This window comes from Prochlorococcus sp. MIT 0603 (genome assembly GCF_000760215.1).
GTDB lineage: Bacteria > Cyanobacteriota > Cyanobacteriia > PCC-6307 > Cyanobiaceae > Prochlorococcus_E.
Window position 1 is genome coordinate 123,862 of sequence record NZ_JNAW01000004.1, and the last position, 17,717, is coordinate 141,578.

Here is a 17,717-nt window from a genome sequence, read left to right on the forward strand (position 1 = left end):
TTTACCTCTCTCTACCCGAAAGAACTAAAACATCTTTTATGCACTTGCACCACCAACAACCTCAAGAATTTCCTGAGTAATTGCAGCTTGCCGTGCTTTGTTGTATGTAAGGTTGAGGGTCTTGGCCAATTCTTTTGCATTATCACTAGCATTATTCATTGCAGTCATTCTGCTAGCCAGCTCAGAAGCTGCAGCTTCTTGCAATGCTCGAAGCAATTGATTCTGCAAATAAAGAGGGAGCAACGAATTCAATAAGTCATCAGGAGCCTGCTCAAAAACCACATCAGAAGGTAATGCAGGTTGATCATTCGCAGGTGCAGAATCTTTCTCTATGACAAGACGACTATCTTTTGTCGTGATCCTGAAAATTTCATCTTCATCTTCAGCTATGCCTTGTGGATCTAGAGGGAGAAGAGTTTGAACTACTGGGTTGCAGCTAACTAAACTGATAAACTTTGTATATATGATCTCAACTCTATCAGTACTTGCTGAAAGGAACTTCGACAAGACTTCACTAGTGGCCTCTTCTGCATCCTTTGATGTAGGCACTTGTTCTAGGTCTTGAAAAGAAGCACTAACCTTATACTGATTACTTCTATTTTGAAAATAAGTAATTGCTTTTCTTCCTATTAGAACCAAATCAACCTCAAATCCCTGCTTCTTCAATTCATCAAAACGTTGCTCAGTCCGTTTAATAACATTCGTATTATAACCGCCACACAAGCCACGGTCACCAGTCACAGAGAGCAATGTAACCTTCTTAACCTCACGTTTTTTGAGCAATGGGGAATCAGCAGCCTCAAATTGCATACGTGACTGAATATTCTCAAGAACTCTTGCCAAACGATCTGCAAATGGACGACTCTTAAGAACCTGATCTTGCGCACGTCGAACTTTAGCAGCTGCAACAAGACGCATTGCCTCAGTAATCTTGCGAGTGTTCTTAACGGAAACAATCCTGTCTCGGATTTCCTTTAGGTTTGCCATGAATAAAAATCTCCTGGGTACCCTAAGGTTAAGCAGATGCCAACATAGAGGACTTAACCTCATTAATTGACTCTCTCAAAACATTCTCAAGATCTTCACTGAGTTTCTTTTCAGATAAAACCTTATCTATATAATCTGGTTTACTGGTTTTTAAATATTCACGAAGTTCTGAGGAGAATTGTACTACTTGTTCAACAGGGATTTCATCAATCAAACCTTTTACACCTGCATATACAACTGCCACTTGCTCTGCGAGGTTTAAAGGTGCAAATTGAGCTTGCTTAAGAAGTTCTCTTAAACGCTTTCCTCTTTCAAGTTGTTGCTGAGTAGCTTCATCTAAATCAGAGGCAAACTGTGAGAACGCGGCAAGCTCATCAAACTGAGCTAATTCAAGTTTCAAGGTACCTGCAATCTTCTTAATTGCCTTTGTTTGAGCGGCTCCTCCTACTCGACTAACAGAGATACCAACATTAATAGCTGGCCGCAAACCTGAGTTAAAAAGATCTGCGCTTAAAAAGATTTGTCCATCAGTAATTGAAATTACATTGGTTGGAATATAAGCAGAGACATCTCCTGCTTGTGTTTCAATTATCGGCAAAGCTGTCATAGATCCACTGCCCATTGCATCAGAAAGCTTTGCAGCTCTTTCAAGCAAACGACTGTGACAATAGAAAACATCTCCTGGATAAGCCTCACGACCTGGTGGGCGTCTTAGAAGAAGAGACATCTGGCGATAAGCCTGAGCCTGTTTTGTTAAATCGTCATAAATAACTAAGGTAGCTTTACCTTGATACATAAAATGCTCAGCTATAGCTGCACCTGTATATGGAGCAAGATATTGTAATGCTGCAGCTTCTGAAGCACTAGCATTAACAACTATTGTGTATTCTAATGCCCCTTTTTCTCGTAAGACCTCAACAACTTGGGCAACAGAAGCAGACTTCTGGCCAACCGCTACATATACACAAACAACATCTTGCCCCTTCTGATTGATGATTGTATCAATCGCAATAGCTGTCTTTCCTGTTTGACGATCTCCAATAATCAACTCTCGTTGTCCTCTACCTATAGGAATCATTGCATCGATAGAAGTTATGCCTGTCTGCATAGGCTCATGTACAGACTTCCTTTTAATAATTCCAGGGGCTATAGACTCTATTAATCTTGAATCACTTGTAGGAATTTCGCCATTTCCATCAACTGGCTGACCAAGAGGGTTTACAACCCTACCCAACATTGCCTCTCCAACAGGAACAGAAGCAATTTTGCCTGTCGCTTTAACAGTACTTCCTTCTTGAATTCCAAGACCTTCCCCCATAAGAACAGCACCAACATTGTCATCTTCTAAATTCAATGCGATACCTTCAGTTCCATCTTCGAATTCAACTAATTCTCCAGCCATAGCCTTCTCAAGGCCATAAACTCTCGCAATTCCATCACCGATCTGAAGAACGGTTCCTACATTGCTTACTGAAACAGATTTATCGTAATCAGCAATTTGCTTCTTAAGAATTGAACTGATTTCGTCGGGACGTATAGAGACCATGGGAAAAGTAAGTAATTAAATAAAGAATGAAAAAGGAAGAAGGAAAGTGAAAAGAGTTTGCTTAGCTAGCTTACCTTTGCAAGCTCAAGACCCAATCGGCGAACCTGACCTGAAAGACTTGCATCGATAACCTTAGATCCAACATTGATAACAAAGCCTCCAATCAAATTAGAATCAACTTTTAAATCTAATTCTAAATTGTCAGTGCCTGCAACCGATTGAACAATTTTGAGAATTTCCAGTTGTTGATTTTCATTTAACTCAACAGCTGAAGTTACAGTAGCCAAAGCAATATTACGTTGTTCACGGTAAAGCTCCAGCAACCTTTCAAGGACTGAATCTAAAAATCCTATACGTTGTCTATCTGCTAACAACTTCAAGAGATTAAGAAAAGAAGGAGTCAAATCCTTAGAGAAGATCTTCTCAAGAACTGCTTTTTTAGTTTCAATTTCCAGTACGGGTGAAGCCATTGCACCACTAAATTCAGGAGATTGATTCCAAAGCTCTAGTAAAGATTTAGACTGTTCAACTATCTTTTCAACTTCTTTACGGCTTTCAGCTACTTGAAGGAATGCTTCAGCATATGGAGTTGTGATTGTATTCAGAAGAGGCATTAAATATCTCCAATATTTTTAATTGATTGTTTTAAAAACTTATCTTGAGATTTTTCATCAAAGTTTTTAGAAAGGCTTGATAAAGCTTTTTCGATAGCCAACTTGGCAGCTTCTCTCCTTAGTTGGCTGCTTACTCTAGAAGCTTCTAAGTTGAGATCAGATGCAGCTCCTTGCTTGATACGCGCCATTTCCAAAACAGTACGTTTCTCACTTTCCAATCGAATTGCATCAGCTCTTGCTCTGCAATCTTCTCGGATCTTACCTGCTTTTTTCTCAGCAGATGCAAGCTCTAATTTTGCTTTTTTGAGTGAATTTGACGCATCTGCCAAACGTTCTTCTGCGTCTTTAAGGTCCTGCAAAATTGTAAAACGTCGTCTCTCAAGCATACTTCCTAAGAAATTAGGAAGAAATTTGTAGAGACCAAAGATAACAACTGCAAGATTGAGAATATTCGTCTCAAATAAATTGAGATTCAGACCAAAACCTTGAGCCGCAAAAAGTAAGGAATGATTCATTTTGCTGCTAATAACCTTTGGACAATCAAATCACCTAACTCATTAGCATCAGATTGAAGCTTATTGAGAGCATTCGCACGTTGAGAATCAATTTCTCTCCTTGCATTTTCTCTAGAGGTATTGGCTTCAGAATTTGCTAAATCCAAAGCCTCTTTATAAAGCTTTTCAGAATCTTCTTCTGCCTCAGAAATGACCTTCTGCGCTGCCTTACGAGCTTCCTTAAGTTGACTCTTGAGATCACTCTCAAGCTTTTCAACCTCAGCCAGTTTGTTTTTAGCCTCGGTTCTACTAGTGAGGACATAGTCTTCTCTCTCTTCAACAACCCGACCAACGGGCTTGAAGAAAAGAACATTAAGGATGTATGTGAGGAGAACAACCTGAGCAGCCATAAGTGGCAAGGTTGCATCGAAGTCAAATAGACCTCCTTCACTAGCACCAAACAGAAGCAAGCTTGTCATGTGGCAGGGGTGCGTGAAATTAAAACGTGTCTTAAAAGTTTTAAGAGCCAGGGGAATGAATAATGATCAAATCAAGTTTGAGGAAGATCTAAAAACAAATAAAAATACTTTTGATTAAAGATCAACCCCTTCAATTTGAATTTGATTAACCAGCGAATGGGTTTGCGAAAAGCAGAACCAAAGCAACCACAAGACCATAAATGGTTAGCGATTCCATGAAAGCGAAGGAAAGAAGCAATGTACCTCTGATCTTGCCTTCTGCTTCAGGCTGGCGTGCAATGCCTTCTACTGCACCTTGAGCAGCGCTACCCTGACCGATACCAGGGCCGATAGCGCCAAGGCCTACAGCCAAACCAGCGGCAATAACAGAAGCGGCGGTGGTAATGGAATCCATAATTGAGCTAAGGATGTGAAGCGCCTTCTAAGCGCGTATTAAAGAGAAACCGGAAGTTTATACCTGCGAGGGGGACATCTCATAGTTCATACGATGGAACCAAAAGAAATTGAACCTATTCGCAAGGGTTTTGCTAGAAAATTGAAAGATTTCTAGCAACAAAAGTTTTGATTAATGATGCTCTTCTACTGCTTCACCAATGTAGTAAGCAGCAAGAGTTGCAAAAATCAAGGCTTGAATAGCACTAGTAAACAAGCCAAGAAACATTACAGGAACAGGAAGAACTAGTGGCACTAGAAAAACAAGTACTGCAACAACTAATTCATCTGCAAGAATGTTTCCGAATAAACGGAAGGAAAGAGAAAGAGGCTTCGTGAAATCTTCAACAATCTTGAACGGAAGCATGATTGGCGTTGGATGAACGTAGTACTCGAAGTAACGCAATCCTTTGTTGCTCAAGCCCGCATAAAAATATGAAAGTGAAACCAAAAGAGCCAATGCGACGGTTGTATTTATATCCGCCGTAGGTGCACCTAATTCTCCACTAGGGAGTTCAATTAACTTCCAAGGGATTAAAGCCCCACCCCAATTGCTCACAAAAATGAACAAAAAGAGAGTTCCTATAAATGGCATCCAGTCCCTATAGACTTTTTCTCCAATTTGGGTACGAGCTAAATCACGAATATAATCCCAAAGAAATTCAAGAAGATTTTGAACTCCTTTAGGATCACGTTCCATCTTTTTAGTGCCAACAACAACAAGAGTTAGCAATGCACCAATCAGAATCCAGGAAGTCATGAAGACTTGCCCATGAATTCTGACGTTTCCTATTTGCCAATAAAGATGTTGACCAACTTCAAGTGCAGCAAAAGGTAAAACAAATGGAGAGGTACCCATTTTTAGAAGAATGAAAAGTCGCCAAAGCGACATTGTGTCTTAAGTTAAGCCTTGAAACTATCTTCAAAATTAATAAACAGCTTTTTAAGCAGAAGGCTCAATCAAAAACTGAAAAATTAAAGATGGCTTATAAAGCAAAAAGCCAACCAAAGCAGGCGTTAGATCAAGTCCAGGTAATTTTGCAATCACCAAAACTAGTAATACCGGAACAATCAATTGAACCTTACTGACTGAAGATGAGGTTTTCCCAAGAGATCCAATGCTTTTTGCAAGAAGACGCAAATACAAGATTCCTGAAAAGGCTCCAATTAGAAGACTAAAAGCAGCATGAGTCCCAAAAAAGCTGATCGTAAACAAGACTGATAAAGCTGTTACGAACAAAGTCATTCTGAATATGCGTAGCTGAAGCGAAACATATTCATCAACTAAATCTCTAGAGGTGATCTCTGGAGATTCAAGGTCAATTGAAGGATTAAGGTTCTTACTGGTACCAGAATGTGCACAAATAGATTCCTCTCCAATTGGGGAGTTTTCTACTGATGTAACACGGGGCGATGCCAGCAAAGGCTCGTATACTCCAAAGGCCCGCGGAATCTACCATGCAGTAGGTAAAAAAACTGCTTTAGAACTTGAAAACTGCTTAAAAATTTTTCTTTTACTTTTTTAGACCTTCAAATGAAGCGGAAACAGCAAGCTTAGGTAAGAAAAACAACACACTAATTCCACAAAGGGCTATTTAATAAAGCCACCAAAATAAAAAAAAATCAAACTTTATATAAAATTGAATGTAAAATAGTTCTATAAGTAATGGGAAATAAAAGGCCATAACTTAAGAGAGACTGCAATTCCCTCTTAGCATTGAAGAGAAGCCAAGTCCTAAATAAATATTATTTAGGACTTGGCAAACTGGATTTTAAGAGGCTCAATAGAAAAGAACATTTCAATAAATCCTTTGACTAGCCGCACAATCAAACCGATTGAGAGAGGCTATGATCCCGCAAAGATATCAAAGAGGTACCTTGCAAGAAATGTAGCTAAAATCTCCTTCTGGCAAAGAGTTATGCCACTTCCATGGGAACTTTGGCCAGCAGAGGCAAGATTATTATTAGCTCTAATGCTTTTCTGGAGCATAGCTGGCCTTTTTATTCTTGGTTCGGCCAGCTGGTGGGTTGCAGCCAGAGAGATGGGTCAAGGTAGTTATTTCATAAATCGTCAAATAATTTGGCTGATAATTAGCTGGTCAATTGCTTCGCTCTCAATATCAATTAACCTAAGACAATGGTTGAGGCTATCCAAATCATTCTTAATAGTTTGCCTGTTATTAGTAGGAGCAACTCTTGTTTTTGGAAGCAACATTAATGGAGCTTCCCGTTGGTTAATTCTTGGTCCTATTAGGATCCAACCATCAGAATTAGTCAAACCCTTTTTAATACTTCAATCTGCAAGTCTATTTACTCAGTGGAAGCGCATAAAAAACGGACAAAAGCTTTTAGAGCTTAGTATTTTCGGCACATTAATTATTCTTATTCTAAAGCAACCAAACCTTAGCACTGCTGCACTATTAGGAATTATAATTTGGATGATTGCACTATCTGCAGGAATACGATTTAGAAATCTTTTGATAACTGCTTTATTAGGATTCAGTCTTGGCATATTTAGTATTACTAGGAATGAATACCAATTACTTCGTGTTACATCATTCCTTAATCCATGGGAAGATCCTCAGGGGAATGGCTACCAACTTATACAAAGTCTTCTAGCAATCGGTTCTGGTGGATGGTTTGGCGAAGGCTATGGACTATCCACGCAAAAGCTGCTCTATTTACCTTTCTTAAATACAGATTTTATTTTCTCAGTTTATGCTGAAGAATTTGGCTTTGCAGGATCATTTATGCTCATAGCTTTTTTAATGCTAATCGCATTCCTTGGATTAAGGATATCTCTTCGCAGTCAGAATAATTACTCTAAGCTTATCGCAATTGGTTGTAGCGCAATGCTTATTGGGCAATCAATTATGCATTTAGCTGTAGCATCAGGATCAATGCCTACAACTGGACTGCCATTACCATTTATTAGCTATGGAGGGAATTCTTTACTTTCTAGTTTTCTAATTGGAAGCTTATTACTTCGATGCTCTCTTGAGTCAACTGGTTTGATTGGTGGACTAAAAGTCAAGAAGGCACTCTACTAGATATTGTAAAATTTAAATTTAAAATACTGATTACATAGATTCTTATTTCTTACCTAAATCTTGCGATATCAGATCTAGCTCAAACCAGTGAGCAACTAATTAGCCATGGCTTGGAATCCCCAGGTCCTTTGACATTAGCAATTGTATTCATAGCTGGCGTTTTAACTAGTCTTGGGCCATGTTCTTTATCCCTTTTACCTGTAACTGTTGCTTACCTATCAGGTTTTAACGAAACACAAAACCCTTTTATTAAAAGCCTATTATTCTGCAGCGGGATTGTTTCTTCATTAGTAATCCTTGGGAGTCTAAGTGGATTATTTGGCAAGATATATGGCCAACTACCATCTGAAGTAACAATCATAGTCCCATTAATAATGGTTTTGATGGGTTTAAACTTATTAGGAATCTTAAAATTCAGACTTCCTAATGGACCTGATTTTGTTGGATTGCAAGAAAAATCTCCAAATTCTCTTGCACCAATTGCGGCAGGGCTAACATTCGGATTAGCTTCTTCTCCTTGCACAACTCCAATATTAGCTGTAATTCTTGCTTGGATAGCTCAAAGTGGGAACCCTTTGATTGGAGTTGTTATTCTTGCTTGTTTTGGATTTGGGCAAGTCATAACTTTGTTCATTGCAGGAACAACTGCAGCAGCAATTCCCAAACTTTTAGAAATGAAGCGATTCAGCAAATGGGTACCAGCATTAAGTGGCGCGATTTTTTTAATTACAGGGTTGTTAAGTCTCTTTGCTCAGTGGATATAAACAGATGAAATATTTGAGAAGAGTTATTAATTGGTTAGCCAGTTTAAAAGTTGCGATTGTTCTTTTACTTCTTATTGCAATATCCTCTTCTATTGGCACTGCAGTACCTCAAGGCCAACCTGCTGAAATTTATTTAAGCACATATAGTACGAATAAATTTTTAGGCTGGATAAATGGAGAACTATTACTGCAAATGCAGTTAGATCATGTCTACTCAAGCCTTTGGTTCATCATTCTTCTTGCCTGGCTATCACTATCGCTAATTATTTGTAGCTGGAAAAGACAATTTCCAACCCTACAAAAATCAATGGCTTGGATAGATTATAAAGACCCTAAGCAAATTCAGAAATTAGCTATATCTAAAACCTTTAAAGTCAATCAATCGGATAAAGGAATTGGAAATTTAGAAGATTATCTAATACATCAAGGGTGGAATGTTCAAAAGAAATCTTATAGATTAGCGGCTCGCAAAGGATTAATAGGGAGAGTTGGGCCCCCATTAGTTCATTTTGGCATGATAGTCCTAATGTTTGGGGCAACATTAGGTGTTTTACAAGGAGACCGGTTGGAAAAATTTCTTGCCCCAGAGAGATCTTTAGATCTACTAAGTCCTAATGGAATAAATAAAGTAAATCTCAAGCTAACTGATTTCCAAATTGAAAGAGGGCCAAATGGTGAACCTGAGCAGTTTCGATCAAAACTAGAACTAACTGATAAGAAACTAAAAAAAGAATTCACTAAAGAAATTAGTGTCAATCATCCTTTACGCTTTAACGGTATAACTATATATCAAGCAGATTGGTCTCTTGCGTCAATAACTATTCAAATAGATGGAAGCCCGAAGCTACAATTCCCTTTAAATAAAATCGATGAACTTGGCGAGCAAGTTTGGGGTGTTGTCATACCAAGTATGAACACTCCAAATGATCAAGTTCTTTTAACTGTTTCTAGTGAAGAAGGTCCTGTAAGAGCATTTAATATAAAAGGTAATTCCATCGGTTTAGCAAGGCCCGATGGGGGAATAATAGAAACTGCAAACTCTAAAATAAAAGTCTTCAATATCTTACCAAGTAGTGGAATATTACTAAAATATGACCCCGGAGTACCAATTGTTTATATAGGTTTTTCTATATTTTTAATAGGTAGTATTCTTAGTATTATATCGACTAAGCAAATTTGGATAATTTCTGAAAAAGAAAATAGTTTATTATATATAGGAGGGTTGTCAAACAGAAATACAATAGGTTTTGCCAATCAATTTCCATTAATTGTTAAAGCAGCCTATAAAAATTAAACTTTCTTCCTTGAACCATGACTTGCTTTTATAATTGTATGAATATTTCCTCGGGGATTAAAATCTGCTTCTAATTGCATCCATGAAGGGTTAGCAGCTTCAACAAAATCATTTAAAATTTTATTTGCGACCTCTTCATGAGAAATCTTCTTATTGCGATAACTGTTTATATATAACTTCAGAGATTTCAACTCCAAGACTTTTTCAAAGGGTTGGTATAACAACTTAATTACTGCAAAGTCTGGATAACCAGAGAATGGACACTGACAAGTAAATTCTGGTAATTCTATAGAAATTTCATAGTCCCTCCCAATGCTGGGATTATCAAAACATAGAATTTCTCCATTAGAAATTGATCTTTCACCATACATCTCGGAAGTTTCAGATTTCATCGCAGTAGACCTACCCAAAAATTAAGTAAATATTTTAAAACTAATTCTTTATTCATTAATGACAAGCTTGAGAAGTTAATCCTCCTGATTTTTAAATCAAGTTGCCTCGAAGGAAAAGCGATTTCAAGCAATATTCCAATATGTATCATCTATGACAAACAAAAATCTCATTAAAAGCGGTAATAGAACCAGCTCCGAAATAGCTTCTCTTATGGATATGTGGTTTGTTCATTATAATGACCGGATTAATCTAAGGGTCGCAAGTATTCATGGCATGCTTTGGATGCAAACACATTTTGAAAGCAGTCACTGGGAAACTATTTCTTCTAATGAAGTTAGCCTAAGCACAAGTGATGCAGCAATGCTTCTCAATGATGCACAAGAAGCAGGGCTAATACTAAGTTCAGTTCCAGCAATTACAATTTCACTAAATTCCAAAGAAAACTCATTAAAATAAAGATTAATAGAATCAAAGTATCCTTATGAAAAAGATAGAAGCAATTATCAGGCCTTTTAAGCTTGAAGATGTGAAGATAGCCTTGGTCAACTTAGGCATAGTTGGCATGACTGTTAGCGAGGTAAGGGGTTTTGGCAGACAAAAAGGCCAAGTAGAACGGTACAGAGGGTCTGAATTCACAGTTGAATTCCTGCAAAAACTCAAGGTTGAGGTCGTTGTTGCTGATGAAAGCGTTGAAAGTGTCTTAAAAGCATTAGCAGAAGCCGCCAAGACAGGTGAGATTGGTGATGGAAAGATCTTTATATCTCCTATTGAATCTGTTCTCAGAATTCGTACTGGAGAAGTTGATGATTCTGCCCTTTAATTACAAGGTATTTTTCACTAGCTCATGCAGATTGGGAATCTGTTCATTGCCATGACTGCTAATCCAAAGAAAATATTCATGATTACCAGCAGGACCAGTTATGGGGGAGGCAATTGCTCCCTTTATCTTCCATCCCTGAGATTTTGCAAAGTCCATTATTTTAGTTAAAGCATATAGATGAGATTTAGGATCTTTTACCACTCCCCCTTTTCCTACTAAATCTCTGCCAACCTCAAACTGAGGTTTTACCAAAAGCAATGCTTCATGATCGTTCTGCTTCAGAAGAGATTTAATACTAGGAAGAACAAGTTGTAAAGAAATAAAGGACAAATCTGCTACAGCTAAACTCGGTGGGATATCTCGCGGATCGTATAAGTCCATAGGCTTCAGATTACGAATATTAGTTCTCTCTCTTAATACAACTCTTGAATCATTTCTTAAAGACCATGCAATTTGTCCATAACCAACATCAATTCCATAGACCTGAGAGGCCCCTCTCTGCAACAGACAATCAGTAAACCCTCCCGTTGAAATCCCAGCATCTAGACATACTCTCCTAGCAGTTTTTATTGGGAATTGGTCTAAAGCAGCTTCTATCTTTTCACCACCTCTAGAAACATATTTTGGAGATCTCTTAATAGTTATCTCAAGATCATTGGAAACTTGTTTCCCAGGTTTATCTAAGAGATTTCCAGAAATATCTCTTACTTGTCCTGCTCTGATAAGTTTTTGTGCGTGCTCACGAGTAGGCACAAGACCTTTGGTCAGGAGGTGAACATCAAGTCGGTTTTTTTTGGTCATATCGTCATAAAAGCAAACAAGAAACCGAATAAAAACCGCAGAAGTTAATGGTTTTGGAAAATCTATTAGAAGATTTATCAAATGCATCCCAAAAGGACGTAATGGAAAAAAGCTTTAAACCACACAAAAAAGGTAAGAAGGCTTTTAGGAAGCATATTCATTTAATGCCAGTGGTGAAAAGTTCAAATCTTTTAGAACTCCTTCGTCCAGGAAGTTTTGTTCGATTAGAAAATCAACCACTTGATTTACCTCCTTTTCAGTTAATTTCCTGCAAAGGAGGGAGGTGCTTTGTTAGGCAACAAACTTGGGGGAAATATATTCATTGGGAAGTTGCACACCACCGATTAAAGTCAGCTTAAACAAAAAGAACTACATTTTAGTTCTATAGAAAAATTTAAATTCCTTTGATTGATCGTTACACACTCCCTGAAATGGGGAAAATTTGGACTGAACATGCCAAGTTTCAAAGCTGGCTAGACGTAGAAGTTGCTGCATGTGAAGCCAACGCAGAACTAGGCAAGATTCCTCAACATGCAATGAAAGAGATAAGAGAAAAAGCTAACTTCAGTACAACAAGAATTCTTGAGATCGAATCAGAAGTTAAACATGATGTGATTGCATTCCTTACAAATTTAAATGAAGTTATTGGGGATTCAGGCCGATTTATTCACGTTGGGATGACCAGTAGTGATGTATTAGATACTGGCCTGGCCTTGCAATTAAAAGCTGCTGTAAAGCTATTAATTAAAGAAATAAAAATACTTCAGGAGGTAATCAGGGCAAAAGCAAAGGCTCACAAAAATACATTTATGATTGGGAGATCACATGCAATTCATGGCGAACCCATTACTTTTGGATTCAAGCTTGCTGGATGGTTAGCTGAAACTATTAGAAATCAAGAAAGACTTGAAGAATTAGAAAAAAATATCTCTGTGGGTCAAATCAGTGGTGCAATGGGAACATATGCCAACACTAATCCTGAAATCGAAAGAATTACTTGTGAGCATTTGGGCTTAATTCCAGATACAGCAAGTACACAAGTGATCTCACGAGACCGACATGCTGACTATGTTCAAACACTTGCTTTAGTTGGTTGTTCATTAGATCGATTTGCTACTGAGATCAGAAACCTACAAAGGACTGATGTCCTTGAAGTAGAAGAAGGTTTTTCTAAGGGACAAAAAGGTAGCTCTGCTATGCCTCATAAAAGGAATCCAATTAGGAGTGAACGTATTAGCGGACTTGCAAGGGTTCTTAGAAGCTATGTAGTGGCTGCGTTGGAAAATGTTGCTTTATGGCATGAGCGGGATATTAGCCATAGTTCAACAGAAAGAATGATGTTGCCTGATACATCAATAACTCTGCACTTCATGTTAAGAGAAATGAGCGAAGTCATACAAGGGCTAGGAGTCTATGAAGGGAATATGATCAAAAACATGAATGTTTATGGTGGCGTCGTTTTCAGTCAGCGTGTCCTTTTAGCGCTTGTAGAAAAAGGTATGAAACGCGAAGAAGCATATGAATTGGTACAAAAGCATGCTCATAATGCTTGGAATACAGATTCGGGTAATTTCCGAGCTAACCTTATAGCAGATAAAGCAATTACAACCATACTTTCATTAGAGCAACTCAATAGTTGCTTTAGTCCTGAGATACACCAAGATAATCTAGATGTTATTTGGAATCGACTTGATCTTTAAGTCTATTTCCCCAGCATTTAGGTTCTTAATCACTAATGACTAGAGATGTCTTCAAAAGAAAATTCAATGACTCAATTATTGCGACTAGAAACTGACAGCATGGGGACAATAGAGGTTCCTAAAGACTCCCTATGGGGAGCCCAAACACAAAGAGCACTAATTCATTTTGCGATTGGAGACAACAAGATCCCCATTAAACTTATTTATGCCTTAACAAAAATTAAAAAGTGTGCAGCCATAACTAATTATGGCTTAGGGGTGATTACAGCAACTGATAAAGACTACATTATTCAAGCATGCGAAGAAATCATTTCAGGTCGTCATGACAATCAATTTCCACTTACGGTATGGCAAACAGGAAGTGGTACTCAAACAAACATGAATGTAAACGAAGTTATTAGCAATATTGCAGCACTAGTCAGCGGTAACGACTTAGGTAGTCATAAACCATTGCATCCAAATGATCATGTAAACCGCTCACAATCAACTAATGATGTATTTCCATCGGCAATTCATATAGCAACAGTACAAGAAATTCTTGGGAATCTTATACCGGAACTTGAATTACTGACTAATGTATTTGAGGAAAAAATAAGTGAGTGGGATCAAATTGTTAAAACTGGCAGAACCCATCTTCAAGATGCTGTACCTTTAACTCTTGGACAAGAAGCATCTGCTTGGAAAGAGCAACTCCTAATAGCTAGTAACAGAATTAAAGGAAGTATCAAAGAACTTTTTTCACTACCTCTTGGAGGGACGGCAATCGGAACAGGGGTCAATACACCAAAAAATTTCGACAAAGAGATTGTAAATGAAATTGCAAAATTAACCGGATTACCTTTTCAACCTGCTGTTAATAAGTTTGCCATTATGGCTAGTCATGATGGATTAGTTAATACGATGTCTCAATTAAAATTACTAGCTGTATCACTATTTAAAATAGTCAATGATCTGCGTCTCCTGGGGTCTGGACCACGAGCAGGGCTAGGAGAGCTATTGCTCCCAGCCAATGAACCAGGTAGCTCTATCATGCCAGGGAAGGTTAACCCAACACAATGCGAAGCCATGGCAATGGTTTGCACTCAAATAATGGCCCTCGACACTGCAGTAAGTATGGCTGGGAGTGGTGGACATCTACAAATGAACGCTTACAAACCTTTAATAGGATTCAACATTTTACAAAGCATTGAGCTGCTCACTAGTGCTTGCAAAAGATCTAGAATATCTATGATAGAAAATATTCAGCCTAACTTAAATACAATCCAAAGGAATCTCGACCAATCACTAATGCTCGTCACAAGTTTATCCCCAAAAATTGGTTATGAAAAAGCTAGTGAGATCGCCCAGTATGCTCATCTACAGAACGTAAGTCTCAGAGAAGCATCAAAGCATTTAGGATATGTAAGCGAAGAAGAATTTAATAAGCTTGTCGATCCAAGATTAATGGCTGGTCTAAATTAACTCTCTGTCATAGTTATAGATTCTCATTAGACAGTTGTTCAGTGGCAGGGTTTGAACTTACCTGATTCGCAGTTTCTTTGTATAGAAGATCCTCCTCTTCACGAACTGGAAATCTATTCAACGATTTTAATGATATAGCAGCATTACATTTCAACTGTTTACTAATTGCCCAGCAATAAGGAAGTTGTGCAAGTAGATCAATAGTACGACGGATTATTCTTACCACATCACCCTCGTCTAATGAAGTATTGGCAATTAAATCATTCCAAGTTGAGCCATTAGCCCATTTTTCTACTAAGCCCATCATCTCAGGATTGAGATGAATTGGTACATCTACACTAAATCTTTGCTGAACTCTCAAAAGCTCACGGTGAACGCCTGAAAGATCGTTCAGAGCTTCTAAAGATTCAGAAGAAGGCCGGAACCCAGTCCATATATCAGGTCGATTTACTTCAGTGCTAATAGCTTGCAAAACACCCGCCAATTGAGAAGGGTGTAACTCATCTAAATGGCCACTCATTAGAACAAGACCTAACCACAGTTCATTATCTCCTCTTATTACACCAACAGTTCTTCCTATTTCTGTGGACTCTAAATTGTCCACACATCCAAAGTATTCCAAAATCTCAAGAAGTGCCAAAAAAAGTTCCCAATGACGATTGGCTCGATGGTGAATCAATTGCTTGCGATCCTGTATCTCAAGATGAAGTTCCTCCATTCGTCGTCGATGTTTCTTGAGTTTTTTTCTATCGCCCCATTGATGCGCTGGCAAATTGAATAACTCTTCTTCTAAAGATTTGACGAGAGCAGCCTGAGAAAGAACTTCACTTGCAAGATCATACTGCGGGGTATGCATGTCATGAGCTTGGGCTGCCTCTGAAATAAGAAAAGCAATTTCATTACTATTTTGATCTCCATAAGATATCTCCCCTAGACGTTTCAATACAGGGCTTTTTATAGATTGAACATTCAAGCAACTCAAGTCTGCATGAAGACCTACTACAGACTGGCAAGCAATCAGGATCCAAATATTTTCATCGGTTAAACATAAAAGAAGTGGTGAATGGTTTAATTTCTTATATTTCTCGACAATTACTGCAGGAATAACTCTTCCCCCAAATGAAGAAACCTTTAAGCTAATTAGAGAACCAATACTTGCAAAGTCTAAAGCCAATATAAGTTCACTTGAAAGAGTGTCTGCTGCTTGTTTCTGGAGGATACGAAATAATCGTCTCTCTTCTTTAAGCCGGTTTCTACGTTTTTCGTAATCTTCAAAATCATCCCATGGAATATCACCAACCACAGCCCTTACTTTAGCCAATTCATTGCTTAACTCGTCCAAAACTTGCTCTTCATCAAACAAATCCAGACCAGCCAAATAACACCCAAAGCTTCTTTGAACCAACTCTCTGGATTTTTCAAGATCATAACGCTGCAGAAGGTTTAATACCATTCCATAACTGGGAGTAAACTGACTTATCAAAGGATTGGCAGAGCACATCGCTAATTGCCCCGCTTCCCGAACACCTTCAAATCGAGTTTGCACAGTAATGACATGTCCTTGAGGATCTAAGCCACGTCTACCGGCTCTTCCGGCCATCTGCAAAAATTCACTGCCTGTTAGTTGTCGATGTCCATTCTCAGTTCGCTTGGACAGTGAAGAGATAACAGTACTACGAGCAGGCATATTAATTCCTACAGCTAATGTCTCTGTCGCAAAAACAACTTTTACCAACCCTTGTTGAAATAATTCCTCAATCAACTCTTTCCATGCAGGCAAAACACCTGCATGATGAGAAGCAATCCCTCTTCGAAGAGCATCAAGATGAACCCCGTCACGAATCCCTTCGGGATTCTTTTTAATATATGTATTTAAGCGAGCTTCAATCCTTTCTTTTTCAGCATTAGAAACTAAAGCCAATGAGCCTGAAATATCTTTCACTGCCCTATCACATCCTCGGCGACTAAATATGAAATAAATAGCTGGGAGCATTTCTCTCTCAGCCATTTTATTAACAACAAATCTTATTGAAGGAGCTTCAGGTTGTAATTGCCTAGGAGAAGAGCGCCCCTTACGCCTTTGCCCTTTTGGAGGTCGCCAAACTTTACAATTTGGATGTAACCCTGTTCGAGAATCATTTAATAAGGGATGCAAACCTTTTGCACTGCAAAAATTAAAGTTCAGTGGTACTGGCCGAAAATCACTCAATATCAATTCCGTAGGTCCATGTACCTTCTGAATCCAATCAGTCAATTGCCCAGCATTAGCAACTGTTGCTGATAGTGCTACTAATTGAACCGATGAAGGGCAATGAATAATCGACTCTTCCCAAACAGTTCCTCGTTGAGAATCATTCATATAGTGGCATTCATCTAATACAACAGCTTCAACATCTGCAAGCGGGTCATCATATTCATCCGCTTCTGCATAAAGCATATTTCTAAAGATTTCTGTTGTCATAACAGTTATAGGGGCTCCTCTATTAACACTCACATCACCCGTAAGCAGAGCAACATTTTCATAGCCAAATTGATTACGGAAATCTCTCAGTTTCTGGTTAGATAAAGCTTTTAATGGTGTTGTATATAAAACCTTTTGATCATGAGCAATAGCTCGATAAATGGCATATTCTCCAATGACAGTTTTACCAGAACCAGTAGGCGCACTCACTACCACAGAGTGTCCTTGATTTAAAGCATCAATAGCCTCAAGCTGGAAATCATCTAAGAGAAATGGGAAAATGTCTCCTGGATCTAAATCCTCATGACCAAAATTAGAAATCGTTTTTCTCGCCTCCAAGACCAACCTAATTTATCCTAATAAATCAACCCAGTTCCCTCATCTAATAATTTCACCTCATAAAAGGCATCCAAATGCCCAA

Annotated in this window: 19 protein-coding genes; 8 read left to right on the forward strand and 11 right to left on the reverse strand. The window is 38.3% G+C overall.

Features of this window, described 5'->3' with window-relative positions; translation table 11 throughout:
• Window positions 1-36: 36 nt before the first annotated feature.
• From EV07_RS07690 to EV07_RS07725, 8 genes are all read right to left on the reverse strand, one after another.
• Window positions 37-987, reverse strand: coding sequence for a F0F1 ATP synthase subunit gamma (locus EV07_RS07690; protein WP_036919149.1), 951 nt, complete (start codon window positions 985-987; stop codon window positions 37-39).
• Window positions 988-1,015: 28 nt separating this feature from the next.
• Entirely contained in the window at window positions 1,016-2,533 is a 1,518-nt protein-coding gene (atpA, locus tag EV07_RS07695) for a F0F1 ATP synthase subunit alpha (RefSeq protein ID WP_036919152.1), read from the reverse strand.
• Between the two features lie 65 nt (window positions 2,534-2,598).
• Window positions 2,599-3,147 (reverse strand): ATP synthase F1 subunit delta, encoded by a 549-nt coding sequence (gene atpH, locus EV07_RS07700; protein WP_036919154.1) that lies wholly within the window; start codon window positions 3,145-3,147, stop codon window positions 2,599-2,601.
• A complete protein-coding gene (locus EV07_RS07705) occupies window positions 3,147-3,662 on the reverse strand; it encodes a F0F1 ATP synthase subunit B (RefSeq protein WP_036919156.1) in 516 nt (171 codons plus the stop codon). The genes atpH and EV07_RS07705 overlap by 1 nt, the downstream gene beginning before the upstream one ends.
• Window positions 3,659-4,120: a F0F1 ATP synthase subunit B' gene (locus EV07_RS07710; RefSeq protein ID WP_036919159.1), complete on the reverse strand. Its 462-nt coding sequence runs from the start codon at window positions 4,118-4,120 to the stop codon at window positions 3,659-3,661. The genes EV07_RS07705 and EV07_RS07710 overlap by 4 nt, the downstream gene beginning before the upstream one ends.
• 145 nt (window positions 4,121-4,265) lie before the next feature.
• Complete coding sequence (gene atpE, locus EV07_RS07715; RefSeq protein WP_036919160.1) at window positions 4,266-4,514, reverse strand: ATP synthase F0 subunit C; 249 nt, start codon at window positions 4,512-4,514, stop codon at window positions 4,266-4,268.
• A 171-nt stretch (window positions 4,515-4,685) separates the two neighbouring features.
• Window positions 4,686-5,411, reverse strand: coding sequence for a F0F1 ATP synthase subunit A (gene atpB / locus EV07_RS07720; RefSeq protein WP_036919751.1), 726 nt, complete (start codon window positions 5,409-5,411; stop codon window positions 4,686-4,688).
• Window positions 5,412-5,495: 84 nt separating this feature from the next.
• Window positions 5,496-5,975 (reverse strand): ATP synthase subunit I, encoded by a 480-nt coding sequence (locus EV07_RS07725; protein ID WP_152557615.1) that lies wholly within the window; start codon window positions 5,973-5,975, stop codon window positions 5,496-5,498.
• A 388-nt stretch (window positions 5,976-6,363) separates the two neighbouring features.
• Between EV07_RS07725 and EV07_RS07730 the strand changes: the two genes are divergently transcribed.
• The 3 genes from EV07_RS07730 to EV07_RS07740 all read left to right on the forward strand — a co-directional run bounded on the left by EV07_RS07730 (window position 6,364) and on the right by EV07_RS07740 (window position 9,660).
• Window positions 6,364-7,602: an FtsW/RodA/SpoVE family cell cycle protein gene (locus EV07_RS07730; RefSeq protein ID WP_152557653.1), complete on the forward strand. Its 1,239-nt coding sequence runs from the start codon at window positions 6,364-6,366 to the stop codon at window positions 7,600-7,602.
• Between the two features lie 110 nt (window positions 7,603-7,712).
• On the forward strand, window positions 7,713-8,366 hold the full coding sequence (locus tag EV07_RS07735) for a cytochrome c biogenesis CcdA family protein (protein WP_081936972.1): 654 nt from the start codon (window positions 7,713-7,715) through the stop codon (window positions 8,364-8,366).
• Window positions 8,367-8,370: 4 nt separating this feature from the next.
• The gene (locus EV07_RS07740; RefSeq protein ID WP_036919166.1) at window positions 8,371-9,660 is read left to right on the forward strand and encodes a cytochrome c biogenesis protein ResB; all 1,290 of its coding nucleotides are present in this window, start codon (window positions 8,371-8,373) and stop codon (window positions 9,658-9,660) included.
• Here the strand turns inward: EV07_RS07740 and queF are convergent.
• Window positions 9,657-10,052, reverse strand: a complete 396-nt coding sequence (gene queF, locus EV07_RS07745) for a preQ(1) synthase (RefSeq protein WP_036919168.1) — start codon at window positions 10,050-10,052, stop codon at window positions 9,657-9,659. The genes EV07_RS07740 and queF overlap by 4 nt on opposite strands.
• A gap of 151 nt (window positions 10,053-10,203) precedes the next feature.
• On the opposite strand from queF, the gene EV07_RS07750 reads away from it, so the two are divergent.
• Entirely contained in the window at window positions 10,204-10,509 is a 306-nt protein-coding gene (locus tag EV07_RS07750; protein WP_241434033.1) for a hypothetical protein, read from the forward strand.
• A 25-nt stretch (window positions 10,510-10,534) separates the two neighbouring features.
• Window positions 10,535-10,873 (forward strand): P-II family nitrogen regulator, encoded by a 339-nt coding sequence (locus EV07_RS07755; protein WP_036919171.1) that lies wholly within the window; start codon window positions 10,535-10,537, stop codon window positions 10,871-10,873.
• On the opposite strand, the gene EV07_RS07760 is transcribed toward EV07_RS07755, so the two are convergent.
• Entirely contained in the window at window positions 10,874-11,674 is an 801-nt protein-coding gene (locus EV07_RS07760) for a TlyA family RNA methyltransferase (RefSeq protein ID WP_036919759.1), read from the reverse strand. It lies immediately after the preceding gene.
• 47 nt (window positions 11,675-11,721) lie between these two features.
• Here EV07_RS07760 and EV07_RS10090 point away from each other — a divergent pair, with 47 nt between their 5' ends.
• The 3 genes from EV07_RS10090 (at window position 11,722) to EV07_RS07775 (ending at window position 14,835) form a co-directional block, all read left to right on the forward strand.
• The gene (locus tag EV07_RS10090) at window positions 11,722-12,033 is read left to right on the forward strand and encodes a hypothetical protein (RefSeq protein ID WP_241434034.1); all 312 of its coding nucleotides are present in this window, start codon (window positions 11,722-11,724) and stop codon (window positions 12,031-12,033) included.
• A 45-nt stretch (window positions 12,034-12,078) separates the two neighbouring features.
• Window positions 12,079-13,374 (forward strand): adenylosuccinate lyase, encoded by a 1,296-nt coding sequence (gene purB / locus EV07_RS07770; protein ID WP_036919173.1) that lies wholly within the window; start codon window positions 12,079-12,081, stop codon window positions 13,372-13,374.
• Window positions 13,375-13,440: 66 nt separating this feature from the next.
• Window positions 13,441-14,835 (forward strand): class II fumarate hydratase, encoded by a 1,395-nt coding sequence (locus tag EV07_RS07775; protein ID WP_036919763.1) that lies wholly within the window; start codon window positions 13,441-13,443, stop codon window positions 14,833-14,835.
• A gap of 13 nt (window positions 14,836-14,848) precedes the next feature.
• Here EV07_RS07775 and EV07_RS07780 read toward each other — a convergent pair whose 3' ends face one another.
• On the reverse strand, window positions 14,849-17,635 hold the full coding sequence (locus tag EV07_RS07780; RefSeq protein WP_241434035.1) for a DEAD/DEAH box helicase: 2,787 nt from the start codon (window positions 17,633-17,635) through the stop codon (window positions 14,849-14,851).
• Between the last annotated feature and the right edge of the window lie 82 nt (window positions 17,636-17,717).

Excerpts from the sequence above, each read along its gene's own strand:
- EV07_RS07690 (WP_036919149.1), bottom strand. The coding sequence starts at position 987 with ATGGCAAACCTAAAGGAAATCCGAGACAGGATTGTTTCCGTTAAGAAC.
- EV07_RS07775 (WP_036919763.1), top strand. The coding sequence starts at position 13,441 with ATGACTCAATTATTGCGACTAGAAACTGACAGCATGGGGACAATAGAG.
- atpB (WP_036919751.1), bottom strand. The coding sequence starts at position 5,411 with ATGGGTACCTCTCCATTTGTTTTACCTTTTGCTGCACTTGAAGTTGGT.
- EV07_RS07760 (WP_036919759.1), bottom strand. The coding sequence starts at position 11,674 with ATGACCAAAAAAAACCGACTTGATGTTCACCTCCTGACCAAAGGTCTT.
- queF (WP_036919168.1), bottom strand. The coding sequence starts at position 10,052 with ATGAAATCTGAAACTTCCGAGATGTATGGTGAAAGATCAATTTCTAAT.
- atpH (WP_036919154.1), bottom strand. The coding sequence starts at position 3,147 with ATGCCTCTTCTGAATACAATCACAACTCCATATGCTGAAGCATTCCTT.
- EV07_RS07705 (WP_036919156.1), bottom strand. The coding sequence starts at position 3,662 with ATGAATCATTCCTTACTTTTTGCGGCTCAAGGTTTTGGTCTGAATCTC.
- EV07_RS10090 (WP_241434034.1), top strand. The coding sequence starts at position 11,722 with ATGGTTTTGGAAAATCTATTAGAAGATTTATCAAATGCATCCCAAAAG.
- EV07_RS07755 (WP_036919171.1), top strand. The coding sequence starts at position 10,535 with ATGAAAAAGATAGAAGCAATTATCAGGCCTTTTAAGCTTGAAGATGTG.
- EV07_RS07750 (WP_241434033.1), top strand. The coding sequence starts at position 10,204 with ATGACAAACAAAAATCTCATTAAAAGCGGTAATAGAACCAGCTCCGAA.
- atpE (WP_036919160.1), bottom strand. The coding sequence starts at position 4,514 with ATGGATTCCATTACCACCGCCGCTTCTGTTATTGCCGCTGGTTTGGCT.
- EV07_RS07710 (WP_036919159.1), bottom strand. The coding sequence starts at position 4,120 with ATGACAAGCTTGCTTCTGTTTGGTGCTAGTGAAGGAGGTCTATTTGAC.
- atpA (WP_036919152.1), bottom strand. The coding sequence starts at position 2,533 with ATGGTCTCTATACGTCCCGACGAAATCAGTTCAATTCTTAAGAAGCAA.
- EV07_RS07740 (WP_036919166.1), top strand. The coding sequence starts at position 8,371 with ATGAAATATTTGAGAAGAGTTATTAATTGGTTAGCCAGTTTAAAAGTT.